General features: G+C 70.5%; 16 protein-coding genes. 9 read left to right on the top strand and 7 right to left on the bottom strand.

All coding sequences use genetic code 11. The features are described 5' to 3' along the window. The first annotated feature begins 42 nt into the window (after positions 1 to 42). The 3 genes from ACAM42_RS26075 to ACAM42_RS26065 all read left to right on the top strand — a co-directional run bounded on the left by ACAM42_RS26075 (position 43) and on the right by ACAM42_RS26065 (position 2,993). Positions 43 to 1,197, top strand: a complete 1,155-nt coding sequence (locus tag ACAM42_RS26075; RefSeq protein WP_062479787.1) for a mandelate racemase/muconate lactonizing enzyme family protein — start codon at positions 43 to 45, stop codon at positions 1,195 to 1,197. Positions 1,198 to 1,273: 76 nt separating this feature from the next. Continuing rightward, positions 1,274 to 2,281 (top strand): tripartite tricarboxylate transporter substrate binding protein, encoded by a 1,008-nt coding sequence (locus ACAM42_RS26070; RefSeq protein ID WP_159273126.1) that lies wholly within the window; start codon positions 1,274 to 1,276, stop codon positions 2,279 to 2,281. A 1-nt stretch (position 2,282) separates the two neighbouring features. Then, positions 2,283 to 2,993, top strand: coding sequence for an arylmalonate decarboxylase (locus tag ACAM42_RS26065; protein ID WP_369629876.1), 711 nt, complete (start codon positions 2,283 to 2,285; stop codon positions 2,991 to 2,993). Positions 2,994 to 2,999: 6 nt separating this feature from the next. On the opposite strand, the gene ACAM42_RS26060 is transcribed toward ACAM42_RS26065, so the two are convergent. The 3 genes from ACAM42_RS26060 to ACAM42_RS26050 are packed head-to-tail and all read right to left on the bottom strand — an operon-like array spanning position 3,000 to position 6,323. After that, positions 3,000 to 4,361, bottom strand: coding sequence for an MmgE/PrpD family protein (locus ACAM42_RS26060; protein WP_369629875.1), 1,362 nt, complete (start codon positions 4,359 to 4,361; stop codon positions 3,000 to 3,002). Positions 4,362 to 4,371: 10 nt separating this feature from the next. Continuing rightward, positions 4,372 to 5,535, bottom strand: coding sequence for an acyl-CoA dehydrogenase family protein (locus ACAM42_RS26055; RefSeq protein WP_369629874.1), 1,164 nt, complete (start codon positions 5,533 to 5,535; stop codon positions 4,372 to 4,374). Between the two features lie 5 nt (positions 5,536 to 5,540). Next, positions 5,541 to 6,323 (bottom strand): citryl-CoA lyase, encoded by a 783-nt coding sequence (locus tag ACAM42_RS26050; protein WP_369629873.1) that lies wholly within the window; start codon positions 6,321 to 6,323, stop codon positions 5,541 to 5,543. Positions 6,324 to 6,467: 144 nt separating this feature from the next. Here ACAM42_RS26050 and ACAM42_RS26045 point away from each other — a divergent pair, with 144 nt between their 5' ends. From ACAM42_RS26045 to ACAM42_RS26035, 3 genes are read left to right on the top strand one after another with little or no spacing between them, the layout of a single operon-like run. Continuing rightward, positions 6,468 to 8,804 carry an acyl-CoA dehydrogenase gene (locus tag ACAM42_RS26045; protein ID WP_369629872.1) on the top strand — a complete coding sequence of 779 codons (2,337 nt, stop codon included), beginning with the start codon at positions 6,468 to 6,470 and terminating at the stop codon, positions 8,802 to 8,804. Between the two features lie 44 nt (positions 8,805 to 8,848). Then, the gene (locus ACAM42_RS26040; RefSeq protein ID WP_369629871.1) at positions 8,849 to 9,838 is read left to right on the top strand and encodes a Bug family tripartite tricarboxylate transporter substrate binding protein; all 990 of its coding nucleotides are present in this window, start codon (positions 8,849 to 8,851) and stop codon (positions 9,836 to 9,838) included. Between the two features lie 3 nt (positions 9,839 to 9,841). Next, on the top strand, positions 9,842 to 11,341 hold the full coding sequence (locus ACAM42_RS26035; protein ID WP_369629870.1) for a class I adenylate-forming enzyme family protein: 1,500 nt from the start codon (positions 9,842 to 9,844) through the stop codon (positions 11,339 to 11,341). Here the strand turns inward: ACAM42_RS26035 and ACAM42_RS26030 are convergent. Further along, the gene (locus ACAM42_RS26030; RefSeq protein WP_369629869.1) at positions 11,304 to 11,771 is read right to left on the bottom strand and encodes a nuclear transport factor 2 family protein; all 468 of its coding nucleotides are present in this window, start codon (positions 11,769 to 11,771) and stop codon (positions 11,304 to 11,306) included. The genes ACAM42_RS26035 and ACAM42_RS26030 overlap by 38 nt on opposite strands. Positions 11,772 to 11,952: 181 nt before the next feature. Here ACAM42_RS26030 and ACAM42_RS26025 point away from each other — a divergent pair, with 181 nt between their 5' ends. Together ACAM42_RS26025 and ACAM42_RS26020 are read left to right on the top strand one after the other, a co-directional pair. Continuing rightward, the gene (locus ACAM42_RS26025) at positions 11,953 to 12,132 is read left to right on the top strand and encodes a DUF3606 domain-containing protein (RefSeq protein ID WP_062477985.1); all 180 of its coding nucleotides are present in this window, start codon (positions 11,953 to 11,955) and stop codon (positions 12,130 to 12,132) included. A gap of 180 nt (positions 12,133 to 12,312) precedes the next feature. Further along, positions 12,313 to 12,993 (top strand): hypothetical protein, encoded by a 681-nt coding sequence (locus tag ACAM42_RS26020; protein WP_369629868.1) that lies wholly within the window; start codon positions 12,313 to 12,315, stop codon positions 12,991 to 12,993. Here the strand turns inward: ACAM42_RS26020 and ACAM42_RS26015 are convergent. Continuing rightward, positions 12,939 to 14,096 (bottom strand): DNA topoisomerase IB, encoded by a 1,158-nt coding sequence (locus ACAM42_RS26015; protein WP_369629867.1) that lies wholly within the window; start codon positions 14,094 to 14,096, stop codon positions 12,939 to 12,941. The genes ACAM42_RS26020 and ACAM42_RS26015 overlap by 55 nt on opposite strands. Positions 14,097 to 14,198: 102 nt before the next feature. On the opposite strand from ACAM42_RS26015, the gene ACAM42_RS26010 reads away from it, so the two are divergent. Continuing rightward, positions 14,199 to 15,266: a purine nucleoside permease gene (locus tag ACAM42_RS26010; RefSeq protein WP_369629866.1), complete on the top strand. Its 1,068-nt coding sequence runs from the start codon at positions 14,199 to 14,201 to the stop codon at positions 15,264 to 15,266. Between the two features lie 6 nt (positions 15,267 to 15,272). Here ACAM42_RS26010 and ACAM42_RS26005 read toward each other — a convergent pair whose 3' ends face one another. After that, complete coding sequence (locus tag ACAM42_RS26005; RefSeq protein ID WP_369629865.1) at positions 15,273 to 15,956, bottom strand: TIGR02117 family protein; 684 nt, start codon at positions 15,954 to 15,956, stop codon at positions 15,273 to 15,275. Between the two features lie 11 nt (positions 15,957 to 15,967). Further along, on the bottom strand, positions 15,968 to 17,152 hold the full coding sequence (gene dinB / locus ACAM42_RS26000) for a DNA polymerase IV (protein ID WP_159273409.1): 1,185 nt from the start codon (positions 17,150 to 17,152) through the stop codon (positions 15,968 to 15,970). Between the last annotated feature and the right edge of the window lie 127 nt (positions 17,153 to 17,279).

Below are 17,279 nucleotides of genomic sequence, written 5' to 3'. Positions count from 1 at the left end.
CGGCCCTCGCGCAAAGATGCGGGCACACCAAAGGAGACACCCTTGAAGATCATCCGCGTCAGCGCCACGCCGCTGAACATCCCCGTGACCATCGACGTGGTCGGCCTGAACAAGCAGACCTCGCTGTCGTTGTGCCTCACCGAGATCGAGACCGACACCGGCCTCGTCGGCCACGGCATGACGGCCATCACCGAAGAAGAAATCATTGCCGCCGCCGTGCGCGAAGTGGCCGGCCCCGCGCTGATCGGCGAAGACCCGATGGCCACCGAGCGCCTGTGGGAGAAGCTCTATTGGCTGCTCTCGCCGCGCGGCCAGACCGGCTACGCGAGCCACACCATCGCCGCGCTCGACATCGCGCTGTGGGACCTGAAGGGCAAGGCGCTCGGCCAGCCGCTGTGGCGCCTGTTCGGCGGCGCGCGCGCCAAGGTGCCGGTGTACGCCACCTTCGGCTTCGGCTTCTTCGAGCGCGACCAGCTCGCCGCCGCCGCCAGGCTGTGGGTGTCGCAGGGCTTCCAGCGCCTGAAGATGACCGTCGGCAACCACGCGCTGGCGCGCCGCGACGAGCCGCGCCCGCTCGACGAGGTCATTGCCGAAGACGTGCGCCGCGTGGCCGCCGTGCGCGAGGCCGTGGGCCCCGACGTGAAGCTGTACGTCGATGCCAACTGCGGCCTCGACCTGTTCCACGCCACCGAACTCGCGCACCGCATCGAGCCCTACGGCATCAGCTTCTTCGAGGAGCCGCTCACGCAGAACGACGTGCGCCAGATGGCCCAGCTGCGCGCGCGCACGCGCATTCCGCTGGCCTGCGGGCAGAACGAGGGCCTGGCCTTCCGCTTCCGTGACCTGCTGGTGAACCAGGCGGCCGACGTGCTGCAGCCCAACGTGACCATCTCGGGCGGCTACTCGCAGTGCCTGAAGATCGCGGGCATGGCCGCGGCCTTCAACGTACCGATCGACAACGGCGGCGCCTGGCCCTTCCACAACATGCACCTGCACGCGGGCGTGTCCAACGGCGGGCTGGTCGAGTACCACTACGTCGCGGTGCAGATGCTCAAGCAGATCTTCGACGGCCTGCCCGTGCCCGACCAGGGCTGGCTCACGCTGCCCGAGGCACCGGGCCTGGGCTTCACGCCCAACGCCGAGCGCGTGCGCGAACTCGCGAAGCTGCCGACCTCGCACGGGAAAGGCAAGGCCTGAGCGCCACCCGACGACACTTCCGACCACGACCAGGCCGCGCAGACGGCCGGCGCATCCCGACCACCACGGAGACAAGATGAACGACAGAAGAACAGACGCCATGCGGCCATCGCGCCGGCATGCCCTGCAGGCCGCCCTGGCCCTGGCCGGCCTGCTGGCCGCCGCACCCGCCGCGTGGGCGCAGAAGTTTCCCGACAAGCCCATCCGCATCGTCGTCGGCTACTCGGCCGGCGGCGGTGTCGACGCGGTCGCGCGCATGCTCAGTGCGCGCCTGCCCGCGGTGCTGGGCCAGCAGGTGCTGGTCGAAAACCGCACCGGCGCCACCGGCCTCATCGCGGCAGACCTCGTCGCCAAGGCGCCGCCCGACGGCTACACGCTGATGATGGGCGACAGCGCCTTGCTCATCGCCAAGCTGCTGCAGCCGAAGATCGCGATCGATCCGCTGACCAGCTTCAAGCCCGTGGCCGGTGCCTTCGTGTCGCCGCTGATGATCGTCGCGGGCAACGACTTTCCCGCCAAGACGCCCGCCGAACTCGTCAAGGAACTCAAGGCGCACCCGGGCCGCTATTCCTACGCGTCGTCGGGCGTGGGCACCGTGCAGCACCTGGGCTTCGAGATGCTCAAGCAATCCACCGGCGCGTTCGTGGTGCATGTGCCCTACCGCGGCGCGGCGCAGATCGTGCCCGACGTGGTCGGCGGACAGGTGCCGCTGGGCGTGGTGAGCGCCACCGCCGCCATGGCGCAGTCGAAGGCCGGCAAGCTGCGCGCGCTCGCGCTGTTGAACAACGCGAAGCTCGAAGGCGCCGAAGGCGTGGCGCCGCTGGCCGAGGCGCTGCCCGGCTTCGACGTGGCGCCGCGCATCTTCCTGCTCGCCCCGGCGGGCACGCCCAACGACGTGGTCGACAAGCTCTCGGCCGCCGTGAAGACCGTGCTCGACATGCCCGAGACGGGCACGGCCGCCGCCGCGCAAGGCACGCTGCGCGCCTATGCCACGCCGGCCCAGCTGGGCAAGGACATGGCGGAGGAAACGACGCGATGGAAACGCATCATCACGGACCAGCGCATCGTGGCGGAGGGGAACTGAGGTGACACAACAGCCCCATCTCGGCCTCATCGTTCCTCCCGCAGCCGGCGCCGTGCCGGTGGACGGACCGCTGCTCTACGGCGACCGCATCCGCTTCAGCGCCAAGGGCCTGGGCCTCGGCGAAATCTCCACGCGCGGCTACACCGAGGTGATCGACTCGGTCATCGGCAAGGCGCTGGCGCTGAAGGAAGAGGGCGCCAGTGCCGTCTCCCTCATGGGCACCTCGCTGAGCTTCTTTCGCGGCGTCGCCTTCACCCGCCAGCTGAAGCGCGAGATGGAACAGGCCACGGGCCTGCCCTGTACGACGATGAGCGACGCCATCCTTGCGGGCCTGCGTCACCTGAAAGTGCGGCGCGTGGCCGTCGCCACCGCCTACATCGACGAGGTCAACACGCAACTGCGCACCTACCTCGAGCAGAGCGACTTCGAACCGCTCGCACTCGAAGGCCTCGCCATCTCCGACGTGCAGGCCGTGGGCCAGGTGTCGACCGAGGTGCTGGTCGACCTGTGCCTCAAGGTGTTCGAGGACCAGCCCGGCGCCGACGGCCTCCTCATCTCGTGCGGCGGCCTCGTCACGCTCGATGCCGTGCGCGAGGTCGAGGCGCGCCTGCGGGTGCCCGTGGTGTCCAGTTCGCCCGCGGGCTTCTGGGACCTCGTGCGCACCGCGGGGCTCGATGCGCGCTCGCCGGGGCAGGGGCTGCTGTTCGCCTGACCGGCCTCAGCCGAGCCAGTGCCCCACGCGGGCCGTGCCGGCCAGCTGCCAGACACGTTCGCACAGGGCCTTCGCCTCGTCGGCCGTCGCGCCTTCGCCGTAGTGCGCCAGGCGCTGCATCTTGTCCTCGATCTCGGCGCGGCTCAGGCTGTTGCCGGGGTCGCCCTTGGGCTCGTCGACGCGGCCGGCCAGCGTGCGGCCATCAGCGGTGTGCACGCTGACCTTGCCGATCCAGCGTGCGGGGTAGGCGGTGTCGACCTCGTCGTCCAGCGCCATCGTCACCTTCTCGCGGAAGGCCGAGACCTCGGGCGAGAGAAAGTCGCGGTCGAACTCGCCCAGGCCCGCGCGGCCGTGCACCGCGATGAGGCCCAGCACCGTGCCCATGGAGAACTTGCCCTGGTGCACCGTGGCCGGCACCGTCACGCGGCCCAGCACGTCGATGGCGCCTTGGTGCACGTGGGTCGTGACCTGGGATACGTCGGCCGGCTTGAGCTGGTTCTGTTCCATCACCTGCAGCAGCGCGTCGGCGGCAGGGTGCGTGTGGCGGCAGGAGGCGTGGTACTTGAACGAGGTCTCGGCCAGCGTCCAGCGCGTGCCCAGGCCGTCGGTGAGCTTGGCCGGATCGGCGTCGCTCGACATGCCCACGCCCAGCCCCTGCGCGCCTTCGAGGATCTTGGCCGCGCCCGTGAAGCCGTCCTGCGCGAGGTAGGCCGACATCAGGCCGCTGGCCGCCGCGTGCGCGCAGTGCAGCTGCTTCGAATCGGCCGCGTCGCGCAAAAATTCCCACACACCGGCCGACTGCGTGCCGGCCGAGCCGAAGGCATGCAGCATCTGCTGCGGCGACAGCTCGAGCAGGCGGCCCACCGCCGCGGCTGCCGCGAGCGTGCCCGCCGTCGCCGTGGTGTGGAAGGTGCGGTAGTGCGAGCGGCCCAGGAACTCGCCGACGCGGATGCCCACCTCGTAGCCCGCGACCACGGCCGTCAGCAGCTGCGCGCCGCTGGCGCCGAGGCTCTGTGCCACGGCCAGCGCGGGTGCGATGACCACGGCGGCCGGGTGGAACACCGAGCCGTTGTGCACGTCGTCCTGCTCCACGTAGTGCGAGGCCGCCGCATTGACCAGCGCCGCGAACAGCGGCGAGCTGGTGCGCCGCGAGGTGAGGATCTCGCTCGGGCCTTCAGCGGGGCCCATCATCTGCGCGAAGCGCTCGATGCTGCGTATCGGCCGCGCCGTGCGGGCCGCGAGCACCGAGCCGAGCCAGTCGAGCATCAGGTCCTCGGTGCGGCGCAGCACGGGTGCGGGAATGTCGGCGAACTTCAGCTCGGCCGCGAAGGTCGCGAGCACCTTGCTGGGGTGGTTGATGGCGTTCATGTGCAGTCCTTCAGAACGAGCGTGGCAGGCCGAGCATGTGCTCCGCCACGTAGCTCAGGATGAGGTTGGTCGAGATCGGCGCCACCTGGTACAGCCGCGTCTCGCGGAACTTGCGTTCGATGTCGTATTCGCAGGCAAAGCCGAAGCCGCCGTGGAACTGCAGGCACGCATTGGCCGCCTCCCAGCTCGCCTTGGCCGCGAGGTACTTCGCCATGTTGGCCTGCGCGCCGCAGGGCTGGCGCGCATCGAACAGGCGGCAGGCTTCGTAGCGCATCAGGTTCGCGGCCTCGGTCTCGATGAAGGCTTCGGCAATCGGGAACTGCACGCCCTGGTTCTGCCCGATGGGCCGGCCGAACACCACGCGGTCCTTCGTGTAGGCCGTCACCTTGTCGATGAACCAGTAGCCGTCGCCGATGCACTCGGCCGCGATCAGCGTGCGCTCGGCGTTCAGGCCGTCGAGGATGTACTTGAAGCCCTGGCCTTCCTCGCCGATGAGGTTCTCCGCCGGGATCTCGAGGTTCTCGAAGAACAGCTCGTTGGTCTCGTGGTTCACCATGTTGAGGATGGGGCGCACCGTCATGCCCTTGCCGATGGCCTCGCGCAGGTCGACGATGAAGATCGACATGCCTTCCGACTTCTTCTTCACGTCCGCCAGCGGCGTGGTGCGCGTCAGCAGGATCATCAGGTCCGAATGCTGGATGCGCGAGATCCACACCTTCTGCCCGTTGACCACATAGCGATCGCCCTTCTTCACGGCGGTGGTCTTGATCTTGGTGGTGTCGGTGCCGGTGGTCGGCTCGGTCACGCCCATCGACTGCAGGCGCAGCTCGCCGCTGGCGATCTTCGGCAGGTACTGGCGTTTTTGCGCCTCGCTGCCGTGGCGCAGCAGCGTGCCCATGTTGTACATCTGGCCGTGGCAGGCGCCCGAGTTGCCGCCGCAGCGGTTGATCTCTTCCATGATCACCGAGGCTTCGGTCAGGCCCAGGCCCGAGCCGCCGTACTCCTGCGGGATCAGCGCGGCCATCCAGCCGGCCTGGGTGAGTGCGTCGACGAACTCGGCGGGGTAGCCGCGTGCCTCGTCGACCTTGCGGAAGTACTCGTTGGGAAACTGCGCGCACAGGTCGCGCACGGCGTCGCGGATGTCGGGGAAACGGTTGTCGGTAGCGATCATCATGTGCTTCAGTCCTGGCGGGGGCCGCCCGCTTCCTTTTCGACGCGTTGCCAGATCTCGATGGCCATCGGGTCGTCGATCTCCTCGAGGATGTGGCCCACGAGGCCGATGGCGCGCGCCATCACGCCGAAGCCGCGGATGATCTTCCACGGAAAGCCGAACTCGGCGGCAATGGCGCCGATGGCGCCCGTGGCATTGATCGGCAGCGATTTGCCCGACACGCGCTCGGCCTCTTCCTGCACGGCCTGCATCAGCGCGACGTAGTGGCTCGACAGGCCGTTCTCGGCTGCGATCTGGAACAGGCGCGGCGTGCGCGGATCGATCGGCTTGTGCAGCGGATGGCCCAGCCCCGGCACGATGAGCTTGCGTGCGCGGTGGTCGGCCACGATGTCCTTCGCCATGTCGGCCAGCGGACGGCCCGGCTTCTCGCCGAAGGGAATGGCCTCGTACAGCATCTTCGCGGCGCCCTCGGTGCTGCCCACGAACACGTTGCCCAGCCCGCACAGGCCGGCGGCCACGGCGGCCTGCAGGGCTTCGGGTGCGCCAGCGTAGGTGAGCCGCGCGGCCAGCGCGCTGGGCGTCACGCCGTGCTCCACCAGCGTGACGACGATGGCGTTGAAGGTCACGGACTCCTGCGGCGTCGGGATGCGGCCCGTCAGCTCCAGGAAGGCCATGTCGCCCAGGTTGAGGTGGCCGAGGATTTCCGAGGGCAGGTCGCGCCCGCGCACGGTGATCTTGTCGGGCGTGCTGTGGCCGAGGTCGGTGTGCAGGGATTTCTTGATCTTTGTCATGGCCGCAAATCTATCCCCGCACGCGCCCGCAGGCGCTCAGTGATTGCGAAACCCTCCCTTCCGCAATCGCGAATGCCCGTCGGCGAGGTCTTCGGGCACGCTGCGACTCGTCATTGCAACGGAAAAGAAAAGGCAGACAGCGCGATGGATTCCGACTCACTCCTGGCCGTGCGCGAAGCGGCGCTCGACTACTTCACCCGCAGCGGCGCCACCGCGCGACGCCGCGCCCGCACCGAACACCCGCAGGCCGACGAGGCCAACGGCTGGGGCGAGATCGCCGCGCTCGGCTGGCCCGGCATGCTGGCGCCCGAAGCGGCCGGCGGCCTCGCGCTGGGGCTCGACGGCGCCGCGGAAATCCTGCGCGCGGCCGGCGAGCACGCGGCGCCCGAGCCGCTGCTGGCGGTGGCGGGCCTGAGCGCGCTGCTGCTGGCGCGGCTCGACACGCCGGCGGCGCGTGCCCTGCTGGCCGAGCTGGTGGCAGGCCGCAGCCTGCCCGCGCTGGCGTGGCAAGAAAGCGCGGGCGACCTCAGCGCCGTGCCGCTGGCCTGCGGCTGCGAGGCGCGCGCGGGTCAGGGGGGCGGCGTGCTGCTGCAAGGCGACAAGCTCATGGTGCTGCCCGGCGCTGCCGCCAGCGGCTGGCTGGTGTCGGCGCGCGGCGAGGACGACGCCGTGCTGCTGTGGGTGCCGCGCGGCACAGCCGGCGTGAGCGAGACGATCGTGCCGCTGGTCGATGGCAGCCAGGCAGCCAACCTGCGCTTCGAAGAGGTCGTGCTGCCGGCCGACGCCGTGCTGGCCAGCGGGCCGGCCGCGCAGGAGGCGCTGCGCCAGGCGCTCGCAGCGGGGCAAATCTTGCAGGCGGCCGAGCTGCTGGGCGCGGGGCAGGCGATGCTCGCGCAGACGCTGGCCTACCTGCGCACGCGCGCACAGTTCGGCAAGGCCATCGGCAGCTTCCAGGCGCTGCAGCACCGCAGCGTCGACATGTTCATCCACCTCGAAGTGGCGCAGGCCACGCTCAACGAAGTGCTGGCGTTGGCAAGCGACGGCACCTTGCCTTCTGACCGGCTCGAAGCCGAGGCCAGCCGCGTCAACGCGCGTTGCACCGCTGCCGCGCTGCAGGCGTCGCGCGCGGCGGTGCAGCTGCACGGGGCCATCGGCTACACGCAGGAGTGCGACCTGAGCTTGTTCTACAAGCGCGTGCTGTGCCTGTCGGCGTGGCTGGGCAATGCCACGGCGCACCAGCGCCGGCATGCCGCGCTGACCGGCGAGGCCGAAGCGGCGGCCGGTGGCACGACCGCCTGGCATGGCGAGTTTCTGGCACGCACCACCGACTGGTCCGCCATGCCCGAAGCCGAGTTCCGCCGCATGGTGCGCGGATTTTTGCAGCAGCGCTATCCGGCGCATCTGCGCTACCTGTCGCACCGCGCGCGCTGGAGCGAGGTGCGCGAGTGGTACCTCACGCTCTCGGCGCAAGGCTGGATCGCGCCGGCCTGGCCGCAGTCGCACGGCGGCATGGGCCTGCCGGCGGACAAGCTCATCGCGTGGATCGAGGAGCTCGAGCAGCACGGCGTGGCGCGCGCGCCCGACCAGGGCATCGTGATGATCGGCCCACTGCTGATCCAGCACGGCACGCCCGAACAGCAGCAGCGCTTCCTGCCGCGCATCCTGAGCGGTGAGCACGTGTGGTGCCAGGGCTATTCGGAGCCCAATGCCGGCTCCGACCTGGCCGGCCTGCGCACCGAGGCGGTGGCGGGGCGCGATGCGCAGGGCGACCACTTCGTCGTCAACGGCCAGAAAATCTGGACCACGCTCGCGCAGGACGCCAACCACATCTTCATGCTCGTGCGCACCGACAAGGGCGCGCGCAAGCAGGAGGGCATCAGCTTCCTGCTGTGCGACCTGCGCACGCCGGGCGTCACGGTGCGGCCGATCCACACGCTGGCGGGCGAGCCCGAGTTCTGCGAGGTGTTCTTCGACAACGTGCGCGTGCCGGCCGACCAGCTCGTGGGCCGGCTGCACGGCGGCTGGACGATCGCGAAGGCGCTGCTGGGCTTCGAGCGCATCTTCTTGGGCAGCCCCAAGCAGTCGCAGTACGCGCTGGGCCAGCTGGCGCGGCTCGGGCAGGCACGGCGCCTGTTCGCCGACCCGGTGTTCGCGCAGCGCTTCGCGGCACTGCGGCTCGACGTGCTCGACCTGTCGGCCGCGTACACGGGCTTTGCCGACATCGTGCGCGCGGGCAAGCCGCTGCCGGCCTCGGTGTCGCTGCTGAAGATCTGGGCCAGCGAGACCTACCACCGCATCGGTGCGCTGCTGGTCGAGGCCGGCGAAGAGCAGGGCGCGGTCGCGGGCGACCAGGTGCTCGACGGCCAGAGCTTCAACGTGCTCTCGCCGCTCATCGGTTCGACGGCCGCCATGATCTACGGCGGCACGAACGAGATCCAGCGCAACATCCTCGCGCGGCAAGTCTTGGACCTGCCGGCCTGAGCGATGTGAGCCGCCAAAGACATACACAACTGGAGACAACGCTCATGCAATCCCTCGACCTCTTTTCGCGTCGCCAGCTCATGGCCGCGCTGGCGGGCGGTGCGGCGCTGGCCGCACTGCCGCACCGCGCCTTCGCGCAGCAGCCGCTGCCGCCGCTCATCAAGCTGGTGGTCGGCTATTCGGCCGGCGGGCCGGTGGACGGCGCCGCGCGCCTGCTCGCGCCCGCGCTGGGCCAGGAGCTGGGCACGCAGGTGATCGTCGACAACCGGCCCGGCGCCGCCGGCTCGCTCGGCGGCAACGCCGTGGCCAAGGCACCGCCCGACGGTGCGATGCTGTTCTTCGGCGCGAGCCCGACCATCACCATCAACCCGAACGTGCAGCGCAGCATGCCTTTCGACCCGATGAAGGACCTCACGCCGCTGGCGCCGCTGGTCGACTACACCAACGTGCTGGTGGTCAACAACGACCTGCCGGTGCGCAACGTGGGCGAGCTGCTGGCCTATGCCAAGGCCAAGCCCGGCAAGCTGTTCTACGGCTCGGCGGGCGTGGGTGCGTCGAACCACCTGAGCGGCGCGCTGCTCGAGAAGATGAGCGGCGTGCAGCTCACGCACGTGCCCTACAAGGGCAGCGCCCCGGCGCTGGCCGACGTGATGGCCGGCACCGTGCCGATGATGTTCGACATCATCGCCACCTCGCGGCCCTTCATCCAGTCGGGCAAGCTGCGCGCGCTGGCCGTCACCTCGCGCCAGCGCAACCGCATGCTGCCCGACGTGCCGACCATGATCGAGTCGGGTGTGCCCGGCTACGACGTGGGCGGCTGGTTCGGCCTGTACGGCCCGGCGCGCATGGACCCGGCGCTGGTGGTGCGCGTGAACGCCGCGGCGCAGAAGATGCTGGCGCGCGAAGACATCGCGCACCGCCTGCGCGAGCAGGGCTACGAGGTCTGGGCGGGCGCGCCGGAGGTGCTGGCGACCAAGGGCGTGTCGGATCGCAAGCTGTGGGCGAGCGCCTCCAAGGGCATCGAGGCGGAATAGCCGATGCAGCCCCGCATTCATCACCTGCTCGAAGACCGCGCCGCCCGCACACCGGACGCGGTGTTCCTCCACGAACTCGATGGCACCACCACGTATGGCGCGTTGCAGGCCATGGTCGAGACCGCCGCGAACGACCTGCTCGCCGCCGGCGTGCGGCCGACCGACCGCGTGCTGCTGGTGGCCGAGAACTGCGCCGCCCACATCGCTCTGCTGCTGGCCTGCAGCCGCGTGGGCGCATGGTCGTGCGGCGTCAACGCGCGCATGTCGCCGGGCGAGATCGCGGCGATTGCCGAGCGCGCCGACGCGCGGCTGTGTTGCTTCACCACCGGCGCGTCCGATGCGGCGCGCACGCACGCGCAGCGCGCGTCGGCCGTGCCGGCCACGCTGCCCGGCGTGATGTTCACCGCCGCGCGCGCCGAGGCCCGTCCCGAGCCCGATGCGGCGCTGGCCGATGCCGCCGCGATCATCTTCACCTCCGGCACCTCGGGCACGCCCAAGGGCGTGATGGTGTCGCACCGCGGGCTGCTGCACTTCGGCCGCGTGTCGGCGGCGGTGCGCGCGCTCGACACGCGCGACCGCGTCTACGCCTTCCTGCCGATGACCCACATCTTCGGCATCGGCACCGTGCTGATGGCCGCGCTCACGGGCGGGGCCGCGCTGGTGCTGCGCGGCAGCTTCTCGCCGGCCGACATGCTCGAGGCGCTGGCGCACGGGCAGGTGTCGAACCTGCTCGGGCCGCCGACCATGTACGCGCGGCTGCTGGCGCACATCGAGGCGCAGCAGCTGGCGCCGCGCTTTCCGAATCTGCGCTACGTGTACACGGGCTCCGCGCCGCTCGACCCGGCGCTCAAGCAGCGCGTGGAGCGGCTGTTCGGCCAGCCGCTGCACTACGGCTACGGCCTGTCGGAGTACGCGGGCTCGGTGTTTCTCACGCGCACCGAGGCGCCGCGTGCCGACACCTCGGCGGGCTACGTGGTCGAGGGCGGCGAGGGGCGCATCGTCACGCCCGAAGGCACTGAAGCGGCACCCGGCGACACCGGCGAGATCTGGCTGCGCGGCCCGGGCCTGATGCTGGGCTACTTCCGCGACGCGGCCGCCACCGCGCAGGTGATGCGTCCGGGCGGCTGGTACGCCACCGGCGACCTCGGCCGCTTCGACGCCGACGGCGCGCTGTTCGTGGTGGGGCGGCTGAAGGAAATGATCATCCGCTCGGGCTTCAACGTGTACCCGGCCGAGGTCGAGGCGGTGATCGGGCGCTTCGCGGGCGTGCACCTGTGCGCCGTGGTCGGCGTGCCCGAGGCCGACGGCAACGAGCAGATCGTCGCCTTCGTCGAGCTGAACCCTGGCGCGTCGCTCGACGAGGCGGCGCTGCGCGCCCACCTGGCCGAGCACCTGTCGCCCTACAAGCGGCCGGCGCGCATCGAGGTGATCGAGGCGATGCCGACGACGGCCAACGGCAAGCTGCTCAAGCGGGAACTACAGGCAAGGGCCCGGCAGCCCTGAGATTCGCAGGAAGGTCGCCGATGACACTGCGGCGCCCCTTCTGCGTGTCCATGTACTCGCGCATGCGGGCGATGCGGCCCTCGCGCAGTTCGAGGATGAAGCAGTAGTCGTTGTCGTAGTGCCGGCCGCTGGCGAGCGTGGCCTGCAGGCGCATCTCGAGGATCACGGTGTCGCCGTTGCAGAGCAGGTGGGTGAAGTCCACCGAGACATCGGCCACGAACAGCTTCGGAAACTCCTCGACCAGGAAGCGAACGATCGTGTCCGGCCCGATCATGTGGTCAGTGAAGCCCAGGGCCACGCCGGTGGCGTTGTCCTTGGGCGCCAGCCATTCGGCGTCGTCGGTGAAGGCGGCGCGCACGCGCTGCGGGTCGCGGCTGGCGAAGGCCTTCCAGGCCTCGACGACGGCGCGCTTGTTCTGTTCGGGGGTCATGGGGTGCGGCGGATGAAGTGAAGGAGCGGCGACGATAGGTGGGCCGCGTTGCGCCGGCCCGCTGCTTCCGGACATCTGCAACGCGCTCTCGGACTTATCCTGCAAGGAGCCGCGCTGCTGTCCGCCAGCCGATGCGCCGTGCAGGCCGCATCGTGGGAGCCTTCAACAAGGAATCCACGCCATGGCCGATGACCTGAGCAAGCGCGGACCGCAGGATGCGGCCCGCATCAATGTCAACGAACTCCACGAGGTTCGCTACTGGACCCAGACGCTGGGCGTGACCGAGGCACAGCTGCGCTCGGCCGTCGCGGCCGCCGGGGTCGAGGTGAAGGACGTGCGCACCTACCTCGGCAAACCCTGAGCGCGCGCTGAAGGTGCGGCCCGGCGGGCAGGGCGCGCGTAGGCAGGCTCCTACAGCCGCGGCGCGGAGCGGGGCCGATACTCGTGGCCTTGTTCCCGCCTTCAGGAATCCTGCCTTGACCGTGCTCCCTGCCGCCTCTCGTCCCACGGGCCGCGCGCCCTTGCGGGCCGCTGCGCCGCGATGAAGTCGTCTCCCAGCGCCCGCAGCTGGATTGCGGCCGGCGTGCGCCACGAGCTGCTCACGCGCGCCCTGCCGGCGCTGCGGCACGACATGACGGCGCCCGTCTCGGTGATCCGCATGGCGGTGCTGATGCTCAAGCGCCAGGTGGCGGCCGACCCCGTCGACCCCGCGGCCTGCGAGGAGCGGGTGAACCTCATCGACAGCCAGGTGTCCGAGCTGGTGGCCGCGATCCGCTCGCTGCGCGACTGGGAACTGGCCACCACCGACGACGGCATCACGCGCAGTGCGCTGGTGGCGCAGTGCATGACGCTGATGCGCTCGGCCTTCGACCTGCACGGCGTGGCGCTCGAGGTCGACGACGCGCTCGCCGCCCCGCAGGACGACGAGCCGCGCTGGCCCAATGCCGCCGCGCTGCGCTACCTGTTCCTGGGCGCGCTGGGCTACCTGCACGACGGCGCGGACGAGGCCGGCACCATCCGCATCGAGCCCGACGGCACCGACGCGCTGCGCCTGCACGCCCGGGTGCGCGAGGCCGGTGGCGCGAACGCGGTGCTCGACGCCCACCGCGCGCCGCGCGCCCTGGCCATCGACACCGTGGCGCTGCAGAACCTGGCCGAAGACCTTGGCTATGCCGTGCTGCTCGACGCCGACACCGTGCGCTTCGCCCTCGCCGCGGGCTGAGGCGTCCGCAGGAAGGCGAGCAATCGCCGCTCCGCCGCCACCAGGCCGCGCGCCGGGCCGGCCGTGGCGGCACGGGCCGTGATCTTCTCCAGCAAAGTGCCCGTCGCCGCCGTGTCGTCCTCGCGCGCCAGCGCCTCGCCCAGCGCCAGCACGGCCGGGTGCACGTAGGCCTTCTTGCAGACCGCCGGCGTGTTGCCGAGCTGCCGCGCCACGGCCACGAGGATGTCCCTGGCGCCGGGCCGGCGCTCGCCCTCCCAGGCACAGGCCCGCCGCGTGAGTTCCAGCGCCTGCACCGTGCCGTGCCAGGTGCGGAAGTCCTTGGCGGTGAAGCGCTCGCCTTCGCCCTTGCCTGTGTCGGTGGCGTCGGCGATGTAGTCGTTCACGTCGTTGGACGACACGCCGCGCACCTCGCCCGCTTCGTCCGTGTACTGGAACAGCGCCTGCCCCGGCAGCTGCTGGCACTGGCGCACCACGCGGGCCACGCGCGGGTCGTCGACGCGGGCCTCGTGCGCCACGCCGCTCTTGCCGCGAAAGCGCAGCCGCAGCGCCGAGCCCTGCACCGCCGCGTGGCGGTTGCGCAGCGTGGTGAGGCCGAACGAGCCGTTGCTGCTCGCGTAGGCCTCGTTGCCCACGCGCAGCAGCGTGGTGTCGAGCAGGCGCACCAGCGTGGCGATCACCTGCGCGCGCCCAGGTGTCTTGGTGCCGGCGCGCAGGTCGCGCGCCACGCGGGCGCGCAAACGGGGCAGGGCGCGCCCGAAGGCCGCCAGGCGCTCGAACTTGGTGCCGTCCTGCAGCGCACGCCAGTCGGGGTGGTAGCGGTACTGCGTGCGGCCGCGCGCATCCAAACCCGTGGCCTGCAGGTGGCCTTGCGGCAGCGGGCAGATCCACACCTCGGTGTAGGCCGGCGGAATGGCCAGGCTGCGGATGCGCGCGAGCGCGTCGGCATCGCGCAGCCAGCAGCCGTGCGCGTCGCGGTAGCGAAAGCCGTCGCCCCACTTCAGCCGGCGGATGCCCGGCATGCCGGGGTTCACGTAGACCAGCCCGCCGGCCAGCGCTGAGGTGGCAGCCGGCGCGGGCCGGCATGGGGTTTGCATCGAAGGCATGTCATCGCGCTTGTGCCAGCATCGACAATCGTGCGGTGTAGGACGCCGCACGCTGTTGCCGAGGCGCGCTTTCCTTTCCTTCCTTCTCTTCGGATTCCACCCATGTCCCTCCTGAACTCCCGTCGCTTCTCCCTGGGCAGCCGCGGCCTGGCGCTGTGCGGCGCCGTGCTGCTCGCCACGGCCTGTGCCTCCACCTCGCCCACGGCCGACACGCGCGCTGCTGCTGCCGCCCCCACCGGCGCCCCGGTCAAGGTGAAGGTGTTCGTGGCCGCCATGTTCGAGATCGGCCAGAACACCGGTGACCGCGCCGGCGAGTTCCAGCACTGGTACGAGCGCTACTGGAAGGGCGCGACGCCCGTGGCCGTGCCCGGCGCGCTGCAGCCTGTGTACTGCAACGCCGACGGCGTGTGCGGCGCGGTGCTGGGCATGGGCAAGGTCAACTCGTCGTCGTCGATGCAGGCCATCCTGCTGAACCCGAAGTTCGACTTCTCGCAGGCCTACTACGTGATCTCCGGCGTGGCCGGCACGCCGCCCCAGCGCGGCACCATCGGCGAGGTGAGTTGGGCCACCTGGCTGGTCGACTACGACCTTGGCCACCGCTGGGCCCCCGAAGAGAACAAGCCCGGCGAACCCACCTTCATGCCGCGCAAGGGCTACGAGGAGTACCGCCGCTTCAAGCTCAACCCCGACCTCGTCGGCTGGGCCATGAAGCTGTCGGCCGACACGCCGCTCAAGGACGCGGAATCGGCGCGCAAGTACCGCCTGCGCTACCCCGACGCCGCCGCGCGCCGCGCCCCCTTCGTGGGCACCGGCACGCACATGACGGGCGACACCTTCTTCCACGGCCCGGGCATGTCGAAGCAGGCGCAGTACATCGCCAAGCTGTATGGCGCCGACGACTACGTGATCACCGAGATGGAAGCCGCCGCCATCACCCTCGTGATCAAGCGAACCCACGGCACCGACCGTGTGATGAGCCTGCGCGGCGCGGTCAACTTCGACCAGGGCCACCCGAAGGAAAGCACGCTGCAGCACCTGGACCCGGCACCGGGCGAGACGGCGGGCGGCTTTGCCGAGACGGTGGAGAACATCGCGCTGGTGGGCACGCGCGTGGTCGACCACATCGTGAAGAACTGGCCCACGTGGTCGGTGGGCGTGCCCAAGCCCTGAAGATCGTCAGGGCTGCAGCACGGGCTGCAGGTGCCACGTCACGTTGAAGTCGAAGGGCGTCCAGCGGCTCACCGTGACGCCCGCCTGCCGCAGGCCGCGGCCGGTCCAGGTGTTGCAGGTCTCGAACAGGTGGTAGCTGCCCTGGGCTTCGTAGAACGCATCGTCGTTCGCGTAGTGCGCACCCGCGATCGGCACCGCGCGGCCTGAGGGCAGCGTGGCACGCACATGGGCCACGAGCTGCGCGTACTGCGCCTGCGAGAGCGGCAGCTTGTAGGCCCCGCGCCGCAGCTGCGCGCGCTGCAGGTAGGTCACGTGCAGCAGCGAGCGGTTGCCACCCGACAGGGCCCCGAAGGCGCGCGCGGCCGTCAGGTCGCCCCAGGTCGGCGTGTGCAGGTAGAACTCGCGGTCGCCCCAGCCGATGGCGACGAACTCGGCATCGGGCGGCGGTGCCTTGAAGTCGGACAGCGGAAAGAGCTGCAGCCAGTCGACCGTGGCCGAGCGGACCGGAAACACCAGGTCGGTGTGCACGCCGTTGCTCAGCACCCAGGCCTCGACGGTCGCAGGCTCGGCCGGTGGTTTCGCGTTCGCCGGCAAGAAGACCAGCGCGCAGGCCACGGCCACGTACAACGTGATCGCGAGCAGCAGCCCCAGCAGTGTGAATGCAATGCGCAGCAGCCAGCGTCGGATCATCGGGCGGTCGGTCAGAAGAGCGACGCCGTGGTCGCCACCGGCGCCGCGCTGCGGGCGTTGCCAGCGGGTGCCAACGCCTCCGGGCTGCCAGCCTTGGCCAGCGCGCCCACGCGCACGCCCAAGAGGCGCAGCGGCCGTTCCAGCGGCACGCGCTTCAAGCACTGCCCGCCGACCTGGCGGATGGTCTTGCCGTCGTCGGTGAAGCGGTCGATGGTCTGGTCGCGCGTGGCGATCTTGAAGTCGTCGTAGCGCAGCTTGATGCCGATGGTCTTGCCCACGTAGCCCTTGCGCTGCAGGTCTTCGGCCAGCTTCTCGCACAGGTGCGTGAAGATCGCACCCAGCTCGGCGCGGTCGCGCACCGCGTGCAGGTCGCGCTCGAAGGTGGTCTCGCGGCTCATCGACACGGGCTCGCTCTCGGTCACCACGGGGCGGTTGTCGCGGCCCCAGGCCACCTCGTGCATCCACGCGCCCGTGGCCTTGCCGAAGGTGTCGATGAGCCAGCCGCGCTCGCGTGCCGCCAGCTGGCCCACGGTCTCGATGCCGAAGCGCTTGAGCTTCTCGTCGGCCTTGGGGCCGATGCCGTTCACCTTGCGGCAGGGCAGGGGCCAGATGCGGCTTTCGAGGTCGTGCTCGTAGACCACCGAGATGCCGTTGGGTTTCTCGAACTCGCTGGCCATCTTGGCGATGAGCTTGTTGGGCGCCACGCCGATGGAGCAGGTCAGGCCCGTGGCGTCGAAGATCGATTTCTGGATCAGCCGCGCCAGCGAGCGCCCGCCATCGCGCTGGCCGCCGGGCACGTCGGTGAAGTCGATGTACACCTCGTCCACGCCGCGGTCTTCCATGAGCGGCGCGATGTCCAGGATCACCTGCTTGAAGGTGCGCGAGAAGCGCCGGTACTCGTCGAAATCGACCGGCAGGATCAGCGCCTGCGGGCACAGCTTGGCGGCCTTCATGAGCCCCATGGCCGAGCCGATGCCGAACTGCCGCGCGGGGTAGGTGGCGGTGGTGATCACGCCGCGCCCCGTGTAGTCCTTCAGGCGCGGAAAGGCCTCGATCGGAATGTCGGCCAGCGTGGCGCCCTCGGGCAGTTCGCGGATCGCCTCGTCGACGCGGCGCCGGCCGCCGCCGATGACCACCGGCAGCCCCTTGAGCTGCGGGTAGCGCAGCAACTCGACGGACGCGTAGAACGCGTCCATGTCGAGGTGGGCAATGCGGCGGATCGGAGGGGCCGGGGGCGGCGCGGGCTGGAAACTCACGGTGACAATTGTCTCGCTCTCCGGGCATGTTCGCCCGCCCCCGTGTCGCGTGCAAGAATGCGGCGGA

The organism is Variovorax sp. V35, from assembly GCF_041154465.1.
GTDB lineage: Bacteria > Pseudomonadota > Gammaproteobacteria > Burkholderiales > Burkholderiaceae_C > Variovorax > Variovorax boronicumulans.
Note: the sequence above shows the minus strand (reverse complement) of the source record. Positions and strands in the feature narration are given on the sequence as shown.

Excerpts from the sequence above, each read along its gene's own strand:
- ACAM42_RS26070 (WP_159273126.1), top strand. The coding sequence starts at position 1,274 with ATGAACGACAGAAGAACAGACGCCATGCGGCCATCGCGCCGGCATGCC.
- ACAM42_RS26060 (WP_369629875.1), bottom strand. The coding sequence starts at position 4,361 with ATGAACGCCATCAACCACCCCAGCAAGGTGCTCGCGACCTTCGCGGCC.
- ACAM42_RS26055 (WP_369629874.1), bottom strand. The coding sequence starts at position 5,535 with ATGATGATCGCTACCGACAACCGTTTCCCCGACATCCGCGACGCCGTG.
- ACAM42_RS26050 (WP_369629873.1), bottom strand. The coding sequence starts at position 6,323 with ATGACAAAGATCAAGAAATCCCTGCACACCGACCTCGGCCACAGCACG.
- ACAM42_RS26045 (WP_369629872.1), top strand. The coding sequence starts at position 6,468 with ATGGATTCCGACTCACTCCTGGCCGTGCGCGAAGCGGCGCTCGACTAC.
- ACAM42_RS26040 (WP_369629871.1), top strand. The coding sequence starts at position 8,849 with ATGCAATCCCTCGACCTCTTTTCGCGTCGCCAGCTCATGGCCGCGCTG.
- ACAM42_RS26035 (WP_369629870.1), top strand. The coding sequence starts at position 9,842 with ATGCAGCCCCGCATTCATCACCTGCTCGAAGACCGCGCCGCCCGCACA.
- ACAM42_RS26030 (WP_369629869.1), bottom strand. The coding sequence starts at position 11,771 with ATGACCCCCGAACAGAACAAGCGCGCCGTCGTCGAGGCCTGGAAGGCC.
- ACAM42_RS26025 (WP_062477985.1), top strand. The coding sequence starts at position 11,953 with ATGGCCGATGACCTGAGCAAGCGCGGACCGCAGGATGCGGCCCGCATC.
- ACAM42_RS26020 (WP_369629868.1), top strand. The coding sequence starts at position 12,313 with ATGAAGTCGTCTCCCAGCGCCCGCAGCTGGATTGCGGCCGGCGTGCGC.
- ACAM42_RS26015 (WP_369629867.1), bottom strand. The coding sequence starts at position 14,096 with ATGCCTTCGATGCAAACCCCATGCCGGCCCGCGCCGGCTGCCACCTCA.
- ACAM42_RS26010 (WP_369629866.1), top strand. The coding sequence starts at position 14,199 with ATGTCCCTCCTGAACTCCCGTCGCTTCTCCCTGGGCAGCCGCGGCCTG.
- ACAM42_RS26005 (WP_369629865.1), bottom strand. The coding sequence starts at position 15,956 with ATGATCCGACGCTGGCTGCTGCGCATTGCATTCACACTGCTGGGGCTG.
- dinB (WP_159273409.1), bottom strand. The coding sequence starts at position 17,152 with ATGGACGCGTTCTACGCGTCCGTCGAGTTGCTGCGCTACCCGCAGCTC.